The organism is Arthrobacter sp. ISL-72 (assembly GCF_018613755.1).
Taxonomy (GTDB): Bacteria; Actinomycetota; Actinomycetes; order Actinomycetales; family Micrococcaceae; genus Arthrobacter.
Genome location: NZ_JAGGPP010000007.1, coordinates 87,339 through 105,487 on the forward strand (window position 1 = coordinate 87,339; position 18,149 = coordinate 105,487).

General features: G+C 67.3%; 15 protein-coding genes. 10 read left to right on the forward strand and 5 right to left on the reverse strand.

What is annotated here, in order from left to right; genetic code table 11:
* The first annotated feature begins 42 nt into the window (after positions 1 to 42).
* Together J7I92_RS07970 and J7I92_RS07975 are read left to right on the forward strand one after the other, a co-directional pair.
* Positions 43 to 5,175 carry a DNA glycosylase AlkZ-like family protein gene (locus J7I92_RS07970; protein ID WP_251039640.1) on the forward strand — a complete coding sequence of 1,711 codons (5,133 nt, stop codon included), beginning with the start codon at positions 43 to 45 and terminating at the stop codon, positions 5,173 to 5,175.
* Positions 5,168 to 6,007 carry a DNA-formamidopyrimidine glycosylase family protein gene (locus J7I92_RS07975; RefSeq protein WP_214839240.1) on the forward strand — a complete coding sequence of 280 codons (840 nt, stop codon included), beginning with the start codon at positions 5,168 to 5,170 and terminating at the stop codon, positions 6,005 to 6,007. The genes J7I92_RS07970 and J7I92_RS07975 overlap by 8 nt, the downstream gene beginning before the upstream one ends.
* A gap of 28 nt (positions 6,008 to 6,035) precedes the next feature.
* Here J7I92_RS07975 and J7I92_RS07980 read toward each other — a convergent pair whose 3' ends face one another.
* Complete coding sequence (locus tag J7I92_RS07980) at positions 6,036 to 6,656, reverse strand: YitT family protein (protein WP_214839241.1); 621 nt, start codon at positions 6,654 to 6,656, stop codon at positions 6,036 to 6,038.
* A gap of 61 nt (positions 6,657 to 6,717) precedes the next feature.
* Here J7I92_RS07980 and J7I92_RS07985 point away from each other — a divergent pair, with 61 nt between their 5' ends.
* The gene (locus J7I92_RS07985; RefSeq protein WP_214839242.1) at positions 6,718 to 8,211 is read left to right on the forward strand and encodes a PLP-dependent aminotransferase family protein; all 1,494 of its coding nucleotides are present in this window, start codon (positions 6,718 to 6,720) and stop codon (positions 8,209 to 8,211) included.
* Positions 8,212 to 8,261: 50 nt separating this feature from the next.
* On the opposite strand, the gene J7I92_RS07990 is transcribed toward J7I92_RS07985, so the two are convergent.
* Both J7I92_RS07990 and J7I92_RS07995 read right to left on the reverse strand, forming a co-directional pair.
* Entirely contained in the window at positions 8,262 to 8,954 is a 693-nt protein-coding gene (locus J7I92_RS07990; protein WP_214839243.1) for an SRPBCC domain-containing protein, read from the reverse strand.
* Positions 8,951 to 9,580: a helix-turn-helix domain-containing protein gene (locus J7I92_RS07995; RefSeq protein WP_214839245.1), complete on the reverse strand. Its 630-nt coding sequence runs from the start codon at positions 9,578 to 9,580 to the stop codon at positions 8,951 to 8,953. The genes J7I92_RS07990 and J7I92_RS07995 overlap by 4 nt, the downstream gene beginning before the upstream one ends.
* A gap of 165 nt (positions 9,581 to 9,745) precedes the next feature.
* On the opposite strand from J7I92_RS07995, the gene J7I92_RS08000 reads away from it, so the two are divergent.
* Together J7I92_RS08000 and J7I92_RS08005 are read left to right on the forward strand one after the other, a co-directional pair.
* Positions 9,746 to 10,693 (forward strand): RluA family pseudouridine synthase, encoded by a 948-nt coding sequence (locus J7I92_RS08000; protein WP_214839294.1) that lies wholly within the window; start codon positions 9,746 to 9,748, stop codon positions 10,691 to 10,693.
* 65 nt (positions 10,694 to 10,758) lie between these two features.
* A complete protein-coding gene (locus tag J7I92_RS08005; protein ID WP_251039641.1) occupies positions 10,759 to 11,418 on the forward strand; it encodes a DedA family protein in 660 nt (219 codons plus the stop codon).
* Here J7I92_RS08005 and J7I92_RS08010 read toward each other — a convergent pair.
* Both J7I92_RS08010 and J7I92_RS08015 read right to left on the reverse strand, forming a co-directional pair.
* Positions 11,415 to 11,720, reverse strand: coding sequence for a hypothetical protein (locus tag J7I92_RS08010; protein WP_214839247.1), 306 nt, complete (start codon positions 11,718 to 11,720; stop codon positions 11,415 to 11,417). The genes J7I92_RS08005 and J7I92_RS08010 overlap by 4 nt on opposite strands.
* A gap of 81 nt (positions 11,721 to 11,801) precedes the next feature.
* The gene (locus J7I92_RS08015; RefSeq protein WP_251039642.1) at positions 11,802 to 12,932 is read right to left on the reverse strand and encodes a HoxN/HupN/NixA family nickel/cobalt transporter; all 1,131 of its coding nucleotides are present in this window, start codon (positions 12,930 to 12,932) and stop codon (positions 11,802 to 11,804) included.
* A 136-nt stretch (positions 12,933 to 13,068) separates the two neighbouring features.
* Between J7I92_RS08015 and J7I92_RS08020 the strand changes: the two genes are divergently transcribed.
* Genes J7I92_RS08020 through J7I92_RS08040 form a run of 5 tightly spaced genes read left to right on the forward strand, consistent with a single transcriptional unit; the run spans position 13,069 to position 18,149 of the window.
* Positions 13,069 to 13,398 carry a hydrogenase maturation nickel metallochaperone HypA gene (locus J7I92_RS08020; RefSeq protein ID WP_214839249.1) on the forward strand — a complete coding sequence of 110 codons (330 nt, stop codon included), beginning with the start codon at positions 13,069 to 13,071 and terminating at the stop codon, positions 13,396 to 13,398.
* Positions 13,399 to 13,401: 3 nt separating this feature from the next.
* Positions 13,402 to 14,259: a hydrogenase nickel incorporation protein HypB gene (hypB, locus tag J7I92_RS08025; protein ID WP_214839250.1), complete on the forward strand. Its 858-nt coding sequence runs from the start codon at positions 13,402 to 13,404 to the stop codon at positions 14,257 to 14,259.
* A gap of 21 nt (positions 14,260 to 14,280) precedes the next feature.
* Positions 14,281 to 15,339, forward strand: coding sequence for a hydrogenase expression protein HypE (locus tag J7I92_RS08030; RefSeq protein WP_214839251.1), 1,059 nt, complete (start codon positions 14,281 to 14,283; stop codon positions 15,337 to 15,339).
* 28 nt (positions 15,340 to 15,367) lie between these two features.
* Positions 15,368 to 17,161, forward strand: coding sequence for a nickel-dependent hydrogenase large subunit (locus tag J7I92_RS08035; protein ID WP_214839252.1), 1,794 nt, complete (start codon positions 15,368 to 15,370; stop codon positions 17,159 to 17,161).
* A 4-nt stretch (positions 17,162 to 17,165) separates the two neighbouring features.
* Positions 17,166 to 18,149, forward strand: coding sequence for a NifU family protein (locus tag J7I92_RS08040; protein ID WP_214839253.1), 984 nt, complete (start codon positions 17,166 to 17,168; stop codon positions 18,147 to 18,149).

The window sequence follows — 18,149 nt, forward strand, 5'->3', positions numbered from 1 at the left end:
AGCGCCGGGAATACTGTCGGGGGTGTAAGGCATGATGGAGGAATGGAGGGCAAGGAGCTCGCCGGAGGCAAGCCACCAGGCGACACACCATCAGGCGCACCAGCGGGCGCACCTCCTTCCGGGCGCACCTTGGACAGGTTCAGCCAGTCCACCCGGGAGTGGTTCCTCGGCGCGTTTTCGGCGCCCACGCCGGCACAGGACGGCGCGTGGAATGCCATCTCGTCCGGCACCCATGCGCTGGTGGTCGCCCCGACGGGTTCCGGCAAAACCCTGGCAGCGTTCCTCTGGGCGCTCGACCGCCTCCAGGCATCGTCTCCCCACGAGCCTGAAGCCTTGCCCGGGCCGGAGCCAGGCGCCAAAGGCAGGAAACCCAAGGCGCCCAAGCGGAAAACCCGCGTCCTGTACATCTCCCCGCTTAAGGCGCTTGGCGTCGACGTCGAACGCAACCTCCGCGCGCCGCTCATCGGTATCACCCAGACAGCCAAGCGGCTGGGCCTGCCCGCCCCGCTGATCACCGTGGGCGTCCGTTCGGGAGATACGACGACGGCGGACCGCCGCGCGCTGCTGAGCCACCCGCCGGACATCCTCATCACCACGCCGGAATCCCTGTTCCTTATGCTCACGTCCAGGGCACGGGAAACGCTGAGCGAGGTGGACACCATCATCGTGGACGAGGTCCACGCCGTCGCCGGCACCAAGCGCGGCGCGCACCTCGCGGTTTCGCTGGAACGGCTGGACGCGCTCCTGCCGCAGCCCGCCCAGCGGATCGGGCTCTCCGCCACGGTGGAGCCCCGCGAACTCGTGGCCCAGTTCCTGGCCGGTTCCGCCCCGGTGGAGATCGTGGCGCCGCCGTCGAAGAAGAACTGGGACCTGACGGTGTCCGTTCCGGTCGAGGACATGTCCGACCTGCAGGGCGCGGCCGGTGCCTTCGATTCCGGACCGGCGTCCGGGCTGCAGCCGCAGGCGTCCATCTGGCCGCATGTCGAGGAGAAGATCGTTGACCTGGTGCTGGCCAACCAGTCCACCATTGTGTTCGCCAATTCACGGCGGCTGGCCGAGCGCCTGACCGCGCGGCTCAACGAGATCCACGCCGAGCGACAACTGGTGGCTGCGGGCGGCGGCTGGGCGGACTTCGGCGCCGGCGCGCCCGACTTTGAGTCCGCGCCGGCGGGGGCGCCGTCCGCCGGGACCGCTCCGGCGTCGACGGCTCCGATGACAGCGGTGACCCCGGCCTCGACGGCAACGCCGGCGCACATGATGGCGCAGGCCGGAAGTACTGCGGGTGCCGATCCGGTACTTGCGCGGGCGCACCACGGCTCCGTCTCGAAGGACCAGCGCGCCCTGATCGAGGACGACCTCAAGTCGGGCAGGCTCCGCTGCGTCGTGGCCACGTCGTCGCTTGAACTGGGAATCGACATGGGCGCGGTGGACCTGGTGGTCCAGGTGGAATCGCCGCCGTCGGTGGCCAGCGGACTGCAGCGGGTGGGCCGCGCCGGGCACCAGGTGGGCGAAGTGTCCCAGGGCGTCCTTTTCCCCAAACACCGTGCCGACCTCGTGCACACCGCCATCACCGTGGAGCGGATGCTTGGCGGCAGGATTGAACGGCTCAGCGTTCCCGCGAACCCGTTGGACATCCTGGCGCAACAGACAGTTGCTGCCACGGCCCTGGGCTCCATCGACGTGGAGGAGTGGTTCTCAACGGTCCGGCGTTCGGCGCCGTTCGCATCCCTTCCCCGCTCCGCCTTCGAGGCCACCCTGGATCTGCTGGCAGGGCGGTACCCGTCCGACGAATTCGCCGAGCTCCGGCCCAGAATCATCTGGGACCGCAATGCCGGCACCATCGAAGGCCGTCCCGGTGCTCAGCGGCTGGCCGTGACATCCGGCGGCACCATTCCGGACCGCGGGCTCTTCGGCGTCTACATCATCGGCACAGAAGTGGAAGGCTCGGCATCGGCCTCCGCCGACGGTAAGGCGCCCGGCGCCGGCGCGTCAGCGGCCAAGGGCGGACGGCGCGTGGGCGAGCTCGATGAGGAGATGGTCTACGAATCCCGCGTAGGGGACGTCTTCGCCCTCGGCGCCACCAGCTGGAAGATCGAGGACATCACGCACGACCGCGTCCTGGTGTCCCCCGCCTTCGGCCAGCCCGGCAAACTACCGTTCTGGAAGGGCGATTCACTGGGCCGGCCGGTGGACCTGGGCCGCGCCCTGGGCGCCTTCATCCGCGAACTGTCCGCGTCCGACGTCGGCCCCGCCACGGAACGGTGCAAGGCCAGCGGCCTGGACGACTTTGCCGCGAACAACCTTATCCAGTACCTGGCTGAACAGAAGCAGGCCACCGAAATGGTGCCCAGCGACACCACGCTGGTGGTGGAGCGGTTCCACGATGAACTGGGCGACTGGCGCGTGATCCTGCACAGCCCCTTCGGCATGCCCGTGCACGCGCCGTGGGCGCTTGCCGTCGGGCAGCGCCTGCACCAGCGCTACGGGATGGACGGTTCCGCCATGGCAGCCGACGACGGCATCGTGCTGCGGGTGCCCATGATGGAGGACGAACCGCCGGGGGCCGAGCTGTTCCTGTTCGAACCCGAGGAACTGGAACAGATCGTGACGGCCGAGGTGGGCGGCAGCGCGCTGTTTGCCTCCCGGTTCCGGGAGTGCGCGGCCCGGGCACTGCTCCTTCCCCGCCAGAACCCCGGGAAGCGGCAGCCCCTCTGGCAGCAGCGCCAGCGGTCAGCGCAGTTGCTGGACGTCGCGAGGAAGTACCCCACGTTCCCCATCGTGCTGGAAACGGTGCGTGAATGCCTGCAGGATGTCTACGACCTCCCGGCCCTGAAGGACATCGCAGCGTCCATTGAGCGCCGCGAACTGCGGATCCTGCAGACCACCACGCAGCAGCCTTCGCCCTTCGCCAAGTCCCTCCTGTTCGGCTATGTGGCGCAGTTCCTCTACGAGGGTGATTCGCCGCTGGCCGAGCGCCGGGCCGCCGCACTGGCTCTGGATTCGACCCTGCTCAACGAGCTCCTGGGCCGGGTGGAACTGCGCGAACTGCTCGACGCGAAAGTCATCGAGGCCACTGAACGGGAACTGCAACGGCTCGCACCGGACCGCCGGGTGCGCGGCATGGAGGGAGTAGCGGATCTGCTGCGCCTGCTCGGTCCGCTGACGCCCGGGGAAGTGGCGGCACGGCTGGAGCCTGCCGCCGTCGTCGAAACCGCGGACGCCGACGGGGCAGCAGCGGCCGATGCCGACGGAACCGGCGCGCTTGAAACAGCTCCACTGGCTGCGGTCCCGGTGGCCGATGCTGCCGCCCATCTTGCTGCCCTGCAGCGGGCCAACCGCGCGCTCAAGGTGAACATCGGCGGCGTCGAGCGTTTTGCGGCAGTGGAGGATGCTTCCCGTCTCCGGGATGCCATCGGCGTGCCCCTGCCGATGGGGGTGCCGCTCGCGTTCATCGAGCCCGTGGCGGACCCGCTTGGCGACCTCGTCTCACGCTACGCCCGCAGCCACGGACCCTTCACGGCAACGGAAGCTGCGGCAAGGCTGGGCCTGGGCGTCGCCGTCGTCGGCACCGCACTGAAGCGGCTCGCCGCCGACGGCCGCGTGGTGGAAGGCGAGTTCCGCCCGCACCCCGCTTTACCCGAACAGGTGCCCGACGCCGGGACCCCGGACCGGGACGGCACAGATTCGGCAGCAACGGCCGCCGCCGTCTCCGGCACAGTCCTGGCCGGTACCAGCGAGTGGTGTGATGCCGAGGTGCTGCGGAAGCTCCGGCGGCGGTCGCTGGCAGCACTGCGTGCGGAAGTGGAGCCGGTGGACGCGGCGGCCTATGGCCGGTTCCTTCCTGCCTGGCAGAACGTCCGGGTGCCCGGAAAGGGCCGCGGCCAGTCCACACTGCGCGGCCTGGACGGCATCATCACGGCCGTCGACCAGCTCTCCGGTGTGCCTGTGCCTGCGTCCGCGTGGGAGCCGCTTGTCCTCGCCGGCCGGGTGGCGGATTACCAGCCCGCGATGCTGGACGAGCTGATGGCCGCCGGTGAGGTCCTGTGGTCCGGAGCGGGAGCGCTTCCCGGCAACGACGGCTGGATCAGCCTGCACCTCGCGGATTCCGCCGAACTCACGCTGAACCCCGCGGCGGAGTATGAGCCGGGGGACGCGCAGCAGCGGCTGCTGGAGCACCTGCTGAACAACGGCGGCGGCTACTTCTTCCGACAGTTGACGGAAATCGCAGGCGGCATGGACTTCGTGCTGAGCGACCAGGATGTTGTGTCGGCGCTCTGGGACCTGGCCTGGGCCGGCCGCGTCACCGGTGACACGTTCGCCCCGGTCCGGGCCCTGATCGCCGGCGGCCACACGGCCCACCGGCAGGTGGCCCGGGCGCCGCGTGCGCGCGCACCCCGCCTGAGCCGGCTGGGACGCGCCCACGGCACGGGCCTCCTCGGATCTCCCGGCTTGACCGGCGGACGCTACGGCTCCGTCACCGGTGCCGCCCCCACTCCGCCGCTCGCTGCCGGGCGATGGTCCGCACTGCCCGCACCGGAACTGGACCCGACCATCCACGCCCGCGCCACGGCCGAGCTTCTGCTGGACCGGTACGGGGTCGTCACCCGCGGCTCGGTCATGGCGGAGAACATCCTGGGCGGCTTCGGCCTGATGTACAAAGTCCTGGCGCGGCTGGAAGAAGCCGGGCGTTGCCGCCGGGGTTACTTCATCGAGCACCTCGGCGCCGCCCAGTTCGCCGTCCCCGCCACCGTGGACCGGCTGCGGTCCTACACCGAGGACACCCAGCTGGCGAAGCCGGAGCCCGTTGCCTTGGCACTCGCCGCCACGGACCCCGCCAACCCCTACGGAGCGGCGCTCCCCTGGCCGGCACAGAACGTGGAAGCCGGCAGCGGCCACCGCCCGGGCCGGAAAGCCGGCGCCCTGGTGGTGATGGTCGACGGCGCGCTGGTGCTCTACGTCGAACGCGGAGGCAAGACGCTGCTCGCCTTTAACGAGGATCCGGAAGTGCTTGGCGCCGCCGCCGCTGCCCTCGTCGGGGTGGTCAAGCGCGGCGCGGTGAACAAGCTCATCATGGAAAAGGTCAACGGCCACGGCATCCTGGACACGCCCGCAGCCGCGGCGCTGACCCACGCCGGTGCATACTCCACTCCGAAAGGACTCAGGATCCGTGCCTGAAGGCGATTCAATCTGGCGGGCAGCGGCGCAGCTCCACGCAGCCCTCGCCGGGCAGCAGCTCACGGGGTCCGACTTCCGGGTGCCCAAGTTCGCCACGCTGAAGCTGGACGGGTGGACGGTCAACGAAGTGGTCCCCCGCGGCAAGCACCTGCTGATGCGGCTGCGAGGTCCTGATGAGGAACAGCTGACCATTCACTCCCACCTGAAGATGGAAGGCATCTGGCAGGTCTACCCGCCCGGCGGACGGTGGCGGAAACCGGGGTTCACGGCCCGATGCGTGCTGCGTACGGCGACGGCGGACGCCGTCGGGTTTTCCCTCGGCATCCTCGAAGTGGTCCGCACCGCCGATGAGGACTCCGTTGTGGGCCATCTGGGTCCGGACCTGCTCGGACCGGACTGGGACCTGGCGGAGGCGGAACGGCGGCTGCGCGCCGCCCCGGATGTTCCGGTCGGCGTCGCCCTGCTGGATCAGCGCAACGTCGCCGGTATCGGCAACATCTACCGTTGTGAGGCGTGCTTCCTGTCAGGCGTCCATCCCGCAGCGCCGGTCTCGTACGTGCAGGACCTCCCGAAGCTGCTTATCGATGCCAAGCAGCTCCTCGAGGCCAATCTCGGGCCGGGACGCCGCACTACCGTGCTCAACAAACAGGGAACACCCGTGGGACGTAACGCCGGAAGGCCTGGATACTGGGTATACCGGCGCGAGCACCAGCCGTGCCTGAAGTGCGCCACACCCATCCGCCGCGGCGTCCTGGCCAAAGACACAGGCACCGAGGAACGGGACATCTACTTCTGCCCGACCTGCCAGCCGCCACCTGGACCTAAGGCCTGACGGCGGCGGGGCAGCTCAAGCGGCTGACTCAGGCGGCCGGCACTGCGGCCTCGGGCCGGGGCGCCGTTCGGAGCTCCGGCACTGTGAACAGCGGCAAGAGCAGCTGCACAAGCGGGCCGATGGCGAGCGCGTAGATCACGGTGCCCGCGCCGACCGATCCGCCCAGCATCCAGCCGGTGGCCAGCACCACCACTTCGATTCCCGTCCGCGAGGCACGGACCGACCATCCCGTCCGCCGGGCCAGCCCCGTCATGAGACCGTCGCGCGCTCCGGGTCCGAACCGCGCGCCGATGTAGCAGGCGGATGCGATCCCGTTCAGCAGAACAGCCCCGGCCAGCATGGCGATCTGGCCGCCCAGGTGGGAGAACTCAGGAGTGAGCGCGAGACCGACATCAACAAAAACACCAACCAGCACGGCGTTGCACAAGGTGCCGAACCCGGGCCACTGCCGTAGCGGGATCCAGAGGAGCAGCACCAGGAAACTGACAATCACCACCACGGCGCCGATCGACAGCCCGGTCTTCCCGGCCACGCCCTGGTGGAAAACGTCCCAGGGGTCCAGGCCGAGTCCGGCGCGGATGAACATGGCCAGCGAAATGCCGTACATGGCAAGGCCGGTGAACAGTTGAAGGAGTCTGCGGGTCATCATGCCATCCATCCTCGGACATAACTGGCCTTGTAATACATATCCAGTTTGAGATACTGGCTACATGTCCGGCTCCCTGAACCCCACCGCCCTTATGCGTCTGCTCGGCGAGTGGAACCGCGGCGCGGCGCCCGCCTACAGGGAGCTGGCCGACGTCGTACGCCTCCTGATCCTGGACGGCCGCGTCCCGCTGGAGATGGCGCTGCCCAGCGAACGGGCGCTGGCGGCGACGCTGGGTGTCAGCCGGACCACGGTCACCGCCGCCTACGCCAGCCTGCGCGAGCAGGGGTTCCTCAGCAGCCGGCAGGGCAGCCGCGGCCGGACCGGCATTCCGCGCCACCTGCCAGCCGGCGCAAACGGGCCCGGCGGCACAACGGATCTCACCAACCCGGAAACCCTGACCGGGGCTCCTGGTCTGGCCGCGCCGCCGGGACTGATTGACCTCGCCTACGCATCCCTGCCTGCGAGCGGCGAAGTGGTGCATCGGGCCTTTGCCGCCGCGCTCACCGAGCTTCCCGCGCTGCTTCCGGGTTTTGGCTACGACGCCGTCGGCATCCCACCGCTCCGCGAGGCAATTGCTGCACAATACTCCGCGGCGGGGGTCCCCACGAACGCAGACCAGATCCTGGTGACAGCGGGAGCGCAGCATGCCCTGAACATCGTGCTCCGCACGCTCGCCGGCAGGCAGGACAAGGTGCTGGTGGACCATCCGACGTACCCGCACGCCCTGGACGCCATCCGCGCTAGCGGTTGCCGGCCCGTGGCGGTGGCCCTGCCGCAGGGCCACGGCTGGGACATCGCCGGGATGGAATCCGCCATGATGCAGCAGCGCCCCAAGATGGCGTACGTGGTGCCGGATTTCCACAACCCGACGGGCCGCCTGATGTCCGATCCGGAGCGCCGCAGGCTGGTCCAGGCCGCGGCCGCCGCAGGGACAGTGCTGGTGGTGGACGAGACGCTGCGGCAATTAAACCTCGACGCCGTGGTAACGTCTCCGCTGGCTGCCTTCAGCCCGGCCGTGGTCACCATCGGCTCGCTCAGCAAGTCGCACTGGGCGGGACTGCGCACCGGCTGGATCCGTGCCGGGAGGTCGCTCATCCAGCGCTTCGCGGCCGCCCGGACCACCATGGACCTGGGCGGACCGGTGGTGGAGCAGCTGGTTGCGGCGCACCTGGTGCGGTCACTCTCCGAACCGCTCCCGGCCCGGCTCGCAGCCCTGCGCGAAAACCGTGCCGCCCTGCTGGAACTCCTCGACCGCATCCTTCCCGATTGGCAGCCTGAACGGCCCGACGGCGGCCTCAGCGTCTGGTGCCGGCTGCCGGCACCGATGAGCACTGCCCTGACCGTCATCGGTCCAGACCTGGGAATCAGGCTCGCGGCAGGCCCGCGGTTCGGCGTGGGCGGGGCCTTCGAGCACTACCTGCGCGTCCCGTTCACTCTCCCGCCAGCCCAACTGGAAACAGCGGTGCTTGCCCTTTCCGCAGCCCAGGCCAGGCTCGACGCCGCACCGCAGCTCCGGCGCACCCTCCGGCACCCGCCCGCCGTCGCCATCGCCTGAGTTGGGCCGGCCGGGGGGTTGGCTGGGCCGTGGGGACGCGCACCCGGGTCCTACGCGTAGACCTTCTCCAGGTAGCCGCCCCAGGCCTTGGCCGTGGTCTCGGCATCACCGCTGCCGCTGAAATCGTGGACGGTCATGCCCACCGGTGCGCCGAACGCGTTGCGGCCGAAGAAGCGGTACATGGTGTCGGCGGTCCTCAGGCCAAGGAAGTTCTCGTTGGCGAAGTCCACCTGCCCCATGAGCCGCCCGACGCCGTCGACGTCCACGTCAAGGGCGTCCCCGGGTGACGCCGTCTCCACCCCGAGCGCCGCCTTCAGCCGGACAAAGCCTTCCGGCGTCTGCGAGGCCGCGGGTCCCTGGACATCCGTGAAAACCACGGGCCGGCCGTCGAAGTACTTCAGGTACTGACCCAGGGTGTGGAGGTAGAACTCGGTGTGCTTGCTGGCGCCGTCGTACTGCTGGTCCCAGTTGTCCGCGAAAATCCCGCTGTGCATGTAATGCAGCCGGGCCCGCGCGCCGTCGAGCGGTTCCAGGACATGCTCGAGCTGATTGAACCAGCCGTCCGGCCCCTCCATCCGCGACACCAGGTGCTGGGGATACTCCTCCACGGTCTTGACATCCGGCCACTGGTCCGTCGGGAACATCCATCCGGACGTCCCCGCGGTCACCGCTTCCCAGACACGCTCGGGGGTGCCGGGCAGCTCGGTGTCGTAAACAATCTCGAATTCACGGTTGTCAGTCATTGTCCTGCTCCTGTTTCTTGTTCCCCGAACGGGGTGGTTTGAGTTTGTTCCTTGAGTACCGGATGAAGGGCGACGACGAGGCGGTGCTTGCGCCCGCCCTTACCGCCGCCGTCGTGGTACTTGTCCACAAGGCGGGTGACCGCAACGCCGAGCTCCTCGGCGAAGGCGGCGCGGTCCGAGGCCGTGCGGAAGGTAATCTCGCCGTCGATGGCAAACGTGGCCAGCTTCTGCCGCGCTGCGACGGCCCCGGCGATAAGCTTCCCCACTTCCTGGACCATGCGTGCGGCCAGCGCCAGCAGCCAAAAGGCGGAGAAACGGTCCGCGAACCGGTGCGGGTCCGGCGCCACGGACGCCAGCGCAGCCGGGGAAATCAGGTACGACGCGGCGGTGGCCTGCAGCACCCGTTCGGTGACGTTGCCTTTGCGGCGCTCCTCGACGAGCTGCACAAGGCCGTGCCGCTCCAGCGCCTTGAGATGGTAATTCACCTTCTGCCGCGGCAGCCCCACCTTGACAGCGAGCTGCGTCGCCGAGCCGGGTTCCGCCAGTTCCCGGAGGATGCGGGTCCGGATGGGGTCCAGCGAAGCTTCCGCCGCGGCCGGGTCCTCGATCACTTCGATCTCCAACATGGCTTAAGTATCGTCACCGACAATTTTATTTGTCAAGAACTTTTTTCTCGTCGGTGTTGCGACTTCGCCGGAACGGTGCGAGATCGCCGGAAGGTTCCGGCGATCTCGTATGGTTCAGGCGACTTCGGAAGCATGCTCGACGGCACAAAGTAGAATGGACCGGTGATGCAATCCCCCCTTCCCGTACGCGACGGCGTCAACGCGACCCGCTTGCGCCTCCCGGACGAGGGGCCGTGGGACACCGCCATGGACTACATGATGCACCGCTGGGGCCACATCGACCCGCAGGGCATCGAGGACCGGTTCGACGCCGGCGAGATCGTGGGCGAGGGCGGCATCCCCCTCGACCGCCGCACCCGCCTCGAGGACCACACCTTCATCTGGTACTACCGCACCCTCCCGCCGGAGACGCGGCTGCCCGTGGAACTGAACATCCTGCACCAGGACGACCACATCCTTGTGGTGGACAAACCCCATTTCCTGCCCACCACTCCCGGCGGCACCTACATCCAGGAATCAGCCCTGGTACGGCTCCGCAACCAGCTGGAGCTACCGGACCTGATCCCCATGCACCGGCTGGACCGGATGACGGCCGGCATCCTCCTGCTCTCCACCAACCCTGAAACCCGCGGAAAGTACCAGGTGCTGTTCGAGAAGCGGCAGGTCCAAAAGGAGTACGAGTGCGTGTCCGCCGCGGAACCGATGGCCGGCTATCCCGCCGTCGACTTCCCCGTGGTGGTGCGGAACCGGATGACCAAGTCCCGCAGCTACCTCCTCGCAGAGGTCATCGACGGCGAACCCAATGCGGAAACCCGCATCGACCTGATGAAAACGTTCGACGCCGGCACTTCCGCCGGAGCGCCCGGGCGGCGCGCGCTGTACCGGCTTGAGCCGCACTCGGGGAAGACCCACCAGCTCAGGGTCCACATGGCCTCACTTGGCCTGGGAATCGTGAACGACGCGTTCTACCCGGACCTGCTGGACAAGGCCCCCGACAATTACACCAAGCCGCTCCAGCTGCTGGCCCGCGGGATCCGGTTCGTGGATCCCATGACCAAGCAGCCGGTGGAATACCGCAGCCGGCTCCAGCTCAGCGAAGCTCCGGCCTCCTGAGCCGCGGGAGCGCCCGGGCCTGAAACCGGACGCCTGAAACCGGACCGCTGAATCCGGCGGCCCAAATGAGGTACGTTGTGGCCATGGACCTGGCCAACGCCGACACCTGGGGCGCGGCGATCTATTTCTGGATCATCCCCGTCGTGCTGGGTGACGCCATTTTCCCGCCGGTCCCCTCCGAAATGGTCGTGATCACCGGCGGCGCGCTCTCCGCAGACGGCCGTGCCAACGTGCTGCTGGTGGGCCTGCTTGCCGCGTTCGCGTCCTGGATCGGCGATGTGGTGGTGTTCCAGCTGTTCAAGCGCCGCCTCAGTCATGTCCTGGACCGGTGGCGGTGGGGCCGGAAATTCCACAGCGGAATCCACGCCGCCATCGCCAAGGCAGGCCGTTCCACTACGTACGGCGCCATCATTGGCGTCCGGTTCATTCCGGGAGGACGGCTCGCGACGTCGGCCGCCGCCGGAATCGCCGACGTAACCACCCGCGCCTTCAGTTTCTGCACGGCGCTCGGCGGCATTCTCTGGGCCGCGTGGCTAACGGGACTCGGCTATTTCACCGGCTCCGCAACCAGGCTGCCGTTCTGGGCCAGTTCCCTGATCGGCGTCGCCGTCGGCCTGGTGATCGGCGCCGTGGTGGGGATGATTGTCACCCGCCGCCGCGGCAGCCGTTCCCCCGTGGACGAACCGGCCGACGGGGAAACCCCCGGCGCCGCGCCTTCGGGTTAGACGGGAGCCCAGCGGCCGCGGCTGCGGCGGAGCACCATAAGTGCACCGGTCACCGCAACGCGTTCGACGGTGTCGCGCATCATGGCTGCCGATTCGCGCGCCTGGCTGTTCTCACCGCTGAACTCGGTTGCCTCCACGAGGAACCGGAGGTTGAGCTCGGGTACTCCGCCGGTGATCTGCAGCTGGTTCGATTCCACGTGGTGCCTCGTTTCCAGGGCTTCGACGGCCGCAGCCATCACGGCCTCGGGAGCGTTGCCCGGCTTCAGCCCGGTGATTCTGAGTCTGGTTTGGAACGACGGCATGGGAACAACCCTAGCGTTAGCGCGAACCGGCAGGTGACAACTGCAAATCCTCATCCCCACGGCATTAGCTGCCAGTTCGCGCTAGCCTTCCGGGACAGTGTCCGTGTCGCGAACCGGGGCAGCCCAGCGTTCCTCGATGTGCCCGAACCGCCACACTCCCAGCGCGAGAATCCACGTGCAGACGAAGAGCCCGACGACGGTGTATCCGACCGAATCCAGGTCGATGCCGCCGATGGCGGCCAGCGGGCCGGTGCTGATCCCGGTACGTTCCACGAGGATGGAGATCAGTTCAATAGACCCGATCCCCAGGGCGACGGCGACAGACAGGGCCGTGATGACGATGTTGTAGTAGACCCGGCGGACCGGTCTGGACAGCGCCCACCCGTAGGCGAAGTTCATAAGGCAGCCGTCCAGCGAATCCAGCAGGCTCATCCCCGCCGCGAACAGGATGGGAAGCGTCAGAATCGCGTACCAGGGAAGCGCCGAAGCGGCCGCACCGCCGGCGAGGATCAGCAGGCTGACCTCCGTGGCCGTGTCGAATCCCAGTCCGAACAGCAGGCCCACCCCGTAAACCTGCCAGGGATGGGTGATTAGCCGGGTGGTCCGCCCGAACACCCTGTACAGCAGCCCGGGTGCCGCTGTCTGGCCGGCGAGGTCGGCCCCGCCGCCGTCGCTTCGCAGCCGCAGGACCGACTTGATGATGCCACGCAGCACGGCCAGGTTCAGGATGCCGATGCAGACGAGGAACAGCCCCGAGACGGCGGTCCCCACGAGCCCCAGGAAAGCGTGCAGGTCAGCCGTCCCGACCGCTGTCCGGTCAGCGAGGCCCCGGATCCCGGCCGCCAACAGCGCGCACAAGCCGAACACCACACTTGAGTGGCCCAACGAAAACCAGAAGCCCACGGACATGCTGCGTCTGCCTTCGGCGCGGAGCTTGCGGGTGATGTTGTCGATTGCCGCAATGTGGTCCGCGTCGAAGGCGTGCCGCAAGCCCAGCGTGTAGGCCGCCACGCCAAGACCAATACCAAACGCGCCCGTTGAAGCGGCAGGGAGGTGTCCGGGGGCGACGACGCCCGCCAGCATTCCCCAGCCCAGGATATGAAGAACGGCAACGAACGTGGCCATGCAGCCGACCGAGGCCCACTCCCGGCCCGACAGTGCACAGGTTGCGCCGCGGATTCTACCCGGACGCGCAGCCTCCGGTTGCTTCATGGTCCAGCCTCGGGTTCCATCTGCGATTGAACTGCCATGGTGACTTCGCCGCTTTAGCGGAAGTATACGCCGGTGTCAATCAGGGTGGTTGCGTTTTATCCGGGGCGAGCCTATCTTGGCAGGAAGGAGCGCGACCATGCACGAACTCTCTATCACGCAGAGCCTGATCGATGCCGTTCTCGACCGTACCGGAGAACGGATAGTCACTGCGGTCAACCTCCGGGTTGGGCCGTTGTCCGGCGTCCTTCCGGATGCCATGCGATTCTGTTTTGACGTTGCTTCGGCCGGCACGCCCCTCGAGGGTGCGAGGCTCATGATCGACGAACCACAGGGCCTGGCCCGTTGCCGGAGCTGCGACGACGAATTCGAACTGGCCGACCTGATCCTGCTTTGCCACTGTGGAAGCGCGGACGTGGAAGTCCTCCGTGGCCGTGAACTCATGCTGATGTCGGTGGAGGTGGCATAGCAAATGTGTACAACGTGCGGATGCGGCGACGAGGCCAACACCAGGGTTTCTGCACTTCAGGAACCGGAGATCCCGGTGCTGCCTGTGCAGCTGCACGAGCACGCGCATGATCATGGCGACGGGCACGGGCACCAGCACCCGCATGACCAAGGCCACGAGCACCACCATCCCGAAACCATCCCGCTGGAGCAGAACCTGCTGGCCAAGAACGACCTGCTGGCGGCAAGGAACCGTGGCTGGCTGGAAGGCCGTGGAATCCGGGCGCTCAACGTGATGAGCTCACCAGGGGCAGGCAAGACCACGCTGTTGGTGCGCACCCTCACGGACCTCGGGGACGGGCTGCGGGCCGGAGTCGTCGAAGGCGACCAGGAGACCTCCCTCGACGCGGACCGCATCCGCGCCGTGGGACGGCCCGTCATCCAGATCAACACCGGGGCCGGCTGCCATCTGGATGCCGGCATGCTCCGGCGCGGGCTCGATGCCTTGGATCCGGAGACCGGGTCAACGGTGTTCATCGAAAATGTAGGCAACCTTGTCTGCCCTGCGCTGTTTGATCTTGGTGAAGCAGCCAAAGTAGTGATCGTTTCGGTAACGGAAGGTGATGACAAACCGCACAAATACCCGCACATGTTCATGGCAGCCGATCTGGTGATCGTCAACAAATCGGACCTGCTCCCCTACGTCGATTTCGACGTCGACGGTTTCCGTCGCCGCACCCGGCAGATCAACCCGCGCACCGAATTCCTGGTCCTCTCGGCCACCACCGGCGATGGCCTCGCCGGCTGGTACGACTGGCTTAGCGGCACCAGTTCCCGGTCATCCACCTTGACTGAGTCTTTAACAGACACACTGAGCCCGTAAGGGCCGCCGAAAGAGGCAACGATGCCTACTGAAACTTCACTCAAGGCCGAAGAAGCCCTTATTCACGTGCTATGGATCAACGCAGGGCTCAGCTGCGACGGCGATTCCGTAGCTTTGACCGCGGCCACCCAGCCCAGCGTCGAGGAGATAGCCCTCGGCGCCTTGCCTGGCCTACCGCGCATCGCGATGCATTGGCCCCTGATCGACTTCGAGTGCGGCCCGCAGGAAGGGGCCGACTACTTCCTGGAATGGTTCCGCAAGGCTGACCGCGGCGAACTGGAGCCGTTTGTCCTGGTGGTGGAGGGCTCGATCCCCAATGAGAAACTCCACGATCCCGGCGGATACTGGTGCGGCTTCGGGAACGACCTCGAGACCGGCCAGCCAATCACCACCAGCGAGTGGCTGGATCGTCTGGCACCCAAAGCCACGGCCATCATCGCAGCGGGTACCTGCGCCACGTACGGCGGCATCCACGCGATGGCGGGAAACCCCACCGGCGCCATGGGAGTGCCGGACTACCTCGGCTACGACTGGAAATCGAAGGCAGGAATCCCCATTGTGTGCGTCCCCGGATGCCCCATCCAGCCGGACAACCTCTCCGAAACCATGACGTACCTGCTCTACCAGGCCACGGGCCAGGCACCGATGATTCCGCTGGACGACGCACTCCGGCCCACTTGGCTGTTCGGGAAGACCGTCCATGAGGGCTGTGACCGGGCCGGATACTACGAGCAGGGTGACTTTGCCACGGAATACGGCTCCCCCAAGTGCATCGTCAAGCTTGGCTGCTGGGGCCCCGTGGTCAAGTGCAACGTGCCAAAGCGCGGCTGGATGAACGGCATCGGCGGCTGCCCGAACGTGGGCGGCATCTGTATCGGCTGCACCATGCCGGGGTTCCCGGACAAATTCATGCCCTTCATGGATGAGCCACCCGGTGGGAAGCTCTCGACGAGCACGATCCGCCCTTATGGCTCGGCGATCAGGGCATTGCGCGGCATCACCACGCACACGCTGGACCAGGAGCCCAAGTGGCGCCGGCCCGGACCCGAACTCCTTACCGGTGCCAAGCGCACCTGGTAGCCACCCCACTTCCAGACAGGTGAAGAACATGACCTCAACGATTCCTATGCCTTCCGGAAGCGGAACGGGCAACAACAATCTGGTGGAGATGGCCTGGGACCCCATCACGAGGATCGTCGGCAGCCTCGGCATCTATACGAAGATCGACTTCGCGAACAACCAGGTGGTGGAATGCAAGAGCACTTCCTCCATCTTCCGCGGCTACTCCATCTTCATGAAGGGCAAGGATCCGCGGGACGCCCACTTCATCACCAGCCGCATCTGCGGTATCTGCGGTGACAACCATGCAACGTGCTCCTGCTATACGCAGAACATGGCCTACGGCGTGAAGCCGCCGAACCTGGGTGAGTGGATCGTCAATATGGGTGAAGCCGCCGAGTACATGTTCGACCACAACATCTTCCAGGAAAACCTCGTCGGCGTGGACTACTGCGAAAAGATGGTGTCCGAGACCAACCCCGGCGTCCTTGCCAAGGCTGAAAACACCCGGGCCCCGCACGAAGGCGAGCACGGCTACCGCACGATAGCGGACATCATGCGCTCGCTGAACCCCTTCACCGGAGAGTTCTATCGGGAGGCACTGCAGGTCAGCCGCGCCACCCGCGAGATGTTCTGCCTCATGGAGGGCCGCCACGTGCACCCGTCCACGCTCTATCCGGGCGGTGTGGGGACTGTTGCCACGATCCAGCTGATGACGGACTACATCACCCGGCTCATGCGGTACGTGGAGTTCATGAAGAAGGTCGTGCCCATGCATGACGACCTCTTCGACTTCTTCTACGAGGCCCTGCCCGGCTACGAACAGGTGGGGCTGCGCCGCACGCTGCTGGGCTGCTGGGGCTCGCTGCAGGACCCCGACTACTGCAACTTCGAGTACAAGGACATGACGGAGTGGGGCCGGAAGATGTTCGTGACCCCCGGTGTTGTGGTGGACGGGAAACTCGTTACCACGGACCTGGTGCGGATCAACCTTGGCATCCGGATCATGCTCGGCTCCTCCTACTACGAGGACTGGGAAAACCAGGAGATGTTCGTGACCCGTGATCCGCTGGGCAATCCGGTGGACCGGCGCCACCCCTGGAACCAGCACACCAATCCACGGCCGCAGAAGCGGGACCTCTCGGAGAAGTACAGCTGGGTCATGTCCCCGCGGTGGTTCGACGGCGAGAACAACCTGGCGTTGGACACCGGCGGCGGCCCGCTGGCGCGCCTCTGGGCAACGGCCCTGGCCGGGCTGGTGGACATCGGCTACATCAAGGCAACCGGCAGGAGCGTACAGATCAACCTGCCCAAGACCGCGCTGAAGGGTCCTGTGTCCTTGGAGTGGAACATCCCGCAGTGGAGCAACACCCTCGAACGCAACCGGGCCCGCAGCTACTTCCAGGCCTACGCCGCGGCCGCCGCCCTGCACTTCGCGGAAAAGGCCCTGGAGGAAATCCGTGCCGGACGCACCAAGACCTGGGAGACCTTCGAAGTTCCGGATGAGGCCATCGGCTGCGGCTTCACTGAGGCGGTGCGCGGCGTCCTGTCCCACCACATGGTGATCCGGGACGGGAAGATCGCCAACTACCATCCGTATCCGCCGACTCCCTGGAACGCGAGCCCCACTGATTCGTCCGGGATCGCCGGACCATATGAGGACGCCGTGCAGGGGCAGCCGATCTTCGAGGAGAACGACCGCGAGCATTTCAAGGGCATCGACATCATGCGGACCGTCCGCAGCTTTGATCCGTGCCTGCCCTGCGGTGTCCACATGTACCTGGGCAACGGCCAGACCCTCGAGCAGCTGCACTCCCCCACCCAGACCCTGACCGGCGAGTAAGGCGATGCCTGGCGACGACCGGCCCAGACAGGCCGGCGACCGGATCGAAACCCTCCTCGACGCCCTCGGAGCCGGCGGGGCGGTGGCCCGCGGCCGCGCCGAGGAGCTGGTCCGCCAGGTGACGGACCTGTACGGCTCCGGATTGGCCCGGATCCTCGAAATCCTCGGCGACCGCGGCCAGCTGGACGATGCCACACTGGACGCACTGACCGCGGACGAACTGGTGGCCAGCCTGCTGGTGATCCACGGGCTGCACCCCCAGGACCTGGAAACACGCGTGGCTGCCGCACTGGACCGCGTCAGGCCCTATCTGGGATCGCACGGAGGCAACGTGGAGCTACTGGACATCAGCCCCGAAGGCGTGGTCCGCCTCAGGCTGCTTGGCACCTGCCAGGGCTGCCCGTCGTCGTCCGTCACGCTCAAGTTCGCCGTCGAGGAGGCGATCGAGTCGGCGGCACCGGAGGTGACGGACATCCAGGTGGTGGAGGAGGAAGCCCGCGCGGCCACTCCCGCCGTGATCCCCGTGGACGCTCTGCTGGTCCGGCTGAACCACACGGCCGACGGCGGAACGGAGAGCCGCGCTGGGGCCGCACCCGCCCCAGGCACCCCGGGTCACTGGCAGGACCACGCCCCCGGCTCCTGGCAGGCCGTGCCCGAGATCGCCAGCCTGGAGCAGGGCGAAGTTGCCGGCTTTATGGCGGGAGGCTATCCCGTACTTGCCTGCCGTACGGGGCAGGACCTGTATGCGTACCGCGACTACTGCCCTCGCTGCACCGGGTCCATGGCGGGGGCAACGCTGCAGCGCGCCCTCGCCGGTCCGGTCGGCGGCGGCCTGTTGCGCTGCCCCGCATGCCGTGCGCATTTCGACGTCAGGCAGGCAGGCTCCTGCCTTGAAGACAGGGCCCTGCACCTGGACCCGCTGCCGCTTCTGGTGCGGTCAGGCGTGATGTCCGTGGCCGTGCCGCTCGTTTCAAACCAGGACGCCTAA

What these genes read in the sequence shown, in the direction of transcription:
- J7I92_RS07970 (WP_251039640.1), top strand. Translation starts at nt 43, where the DNA reads ATGGAGGGCAAGGAGCTCGCCGGAGGCAAGCCACCAGGCGACACACCA.
- J7I92_RS07980 (WP_214839241.1), bottom strand. Translation starts at nt 6,656, where the DNA reads ATGATGACCCGCAGACTCCTTCAACTGTTCACCGGCCTTGCCATGTAC.
- J7I92_RS07985 (WP_214839242.1), top strand. Translation starts at nt 6,718, where the DNA reads ATGTCCGGCTCCCTGAACCCCACCGCCCTTATGCGTCTGCTCGGCGAG.
- J7I92_RS07990 (WP_214839243.1), bottom strand. Translation starts at nt 8,954, where the DNA reads ATGACTGACAACCGTGAATTCGAGATTGTTTACGACACCGAGCTGCCC.
- J7I92_RS07995 (WP_214839245.1), bottom strand. Translation starts at nt 9,580, where the DNA reads ATGTTGGAGATCGAAGTGATCGAGGACCCGGCCGCGGCGGAAGCTTCG.
- J7I92_RS08000 (WP_214839294.1), top strand. Translation starts at nt 9,746, where the DNA reads ATGCAATCCCCCCTTCCCGTACGCGACGGCGTCAACGCGACCCGCTTG.
- J7I92_RS08005 (WP_251039641.1), top strand. Translation starts at nt 10,759, where the DNA reads ATGAGGTACGTTGTGGCCATGGACCTGGCCAACGCCGACACCTGGGGC.
- J7I92_RS08010 (WP_214839247.1), bottom strand. Translation starts at nt 11,720, where the DNA reads ATGCCGTCGTTCCAAACCAGACTCAGAATCACCGGGCTGAAGCCGGGC.
- J7I92_RS08015 (WP_251039642.1), bottom strand. Translation starts at nt 12,932, where the DNA reads ATGAAGCAACCGGAGGCTGCGCGTCCGGGTAGAATCCGCGGCGCAACC.
- J7I92_RS08020 (WP_214839249.1), top strand. Translation starts at nt 13,069, where the DNA reads ATGCACGAACTCTCTATCACGCAGAGCCTGATCGATGCCGTTCTCGAC.
- hypB (WP_214839250.1), top strand. Translation starts at nt 13,402, where the DNA reads ATGTGTACAACGTGCGGATGCGGCGACGAGGCCAACACCAGGGTTTCT.
- J7I92_RS08030 (WP_214839251.1), top strand. Translation starts at nt 14,281, where the DNA reads ATGCCTACTGAAACTTCACTCAAGGCCGAAGAAGCCCTTATTCACGTG.
- J7I92_RS08035 (WP_214839252.1), top strand. Translation starts at nt 15,368, where the DNA reads ATGACCTCAACGATTCCTATGCCTTCCGGAAGCGGAACGGGCAACAAC.
- J7I92_RS08040 (WP_214839253.1), top strand. Translation starts at nt 17,166, where the DNA reads ATGCCTGGCGACGACCGGCCCAGACAGGCCGGCGACCGGATCGAAACC.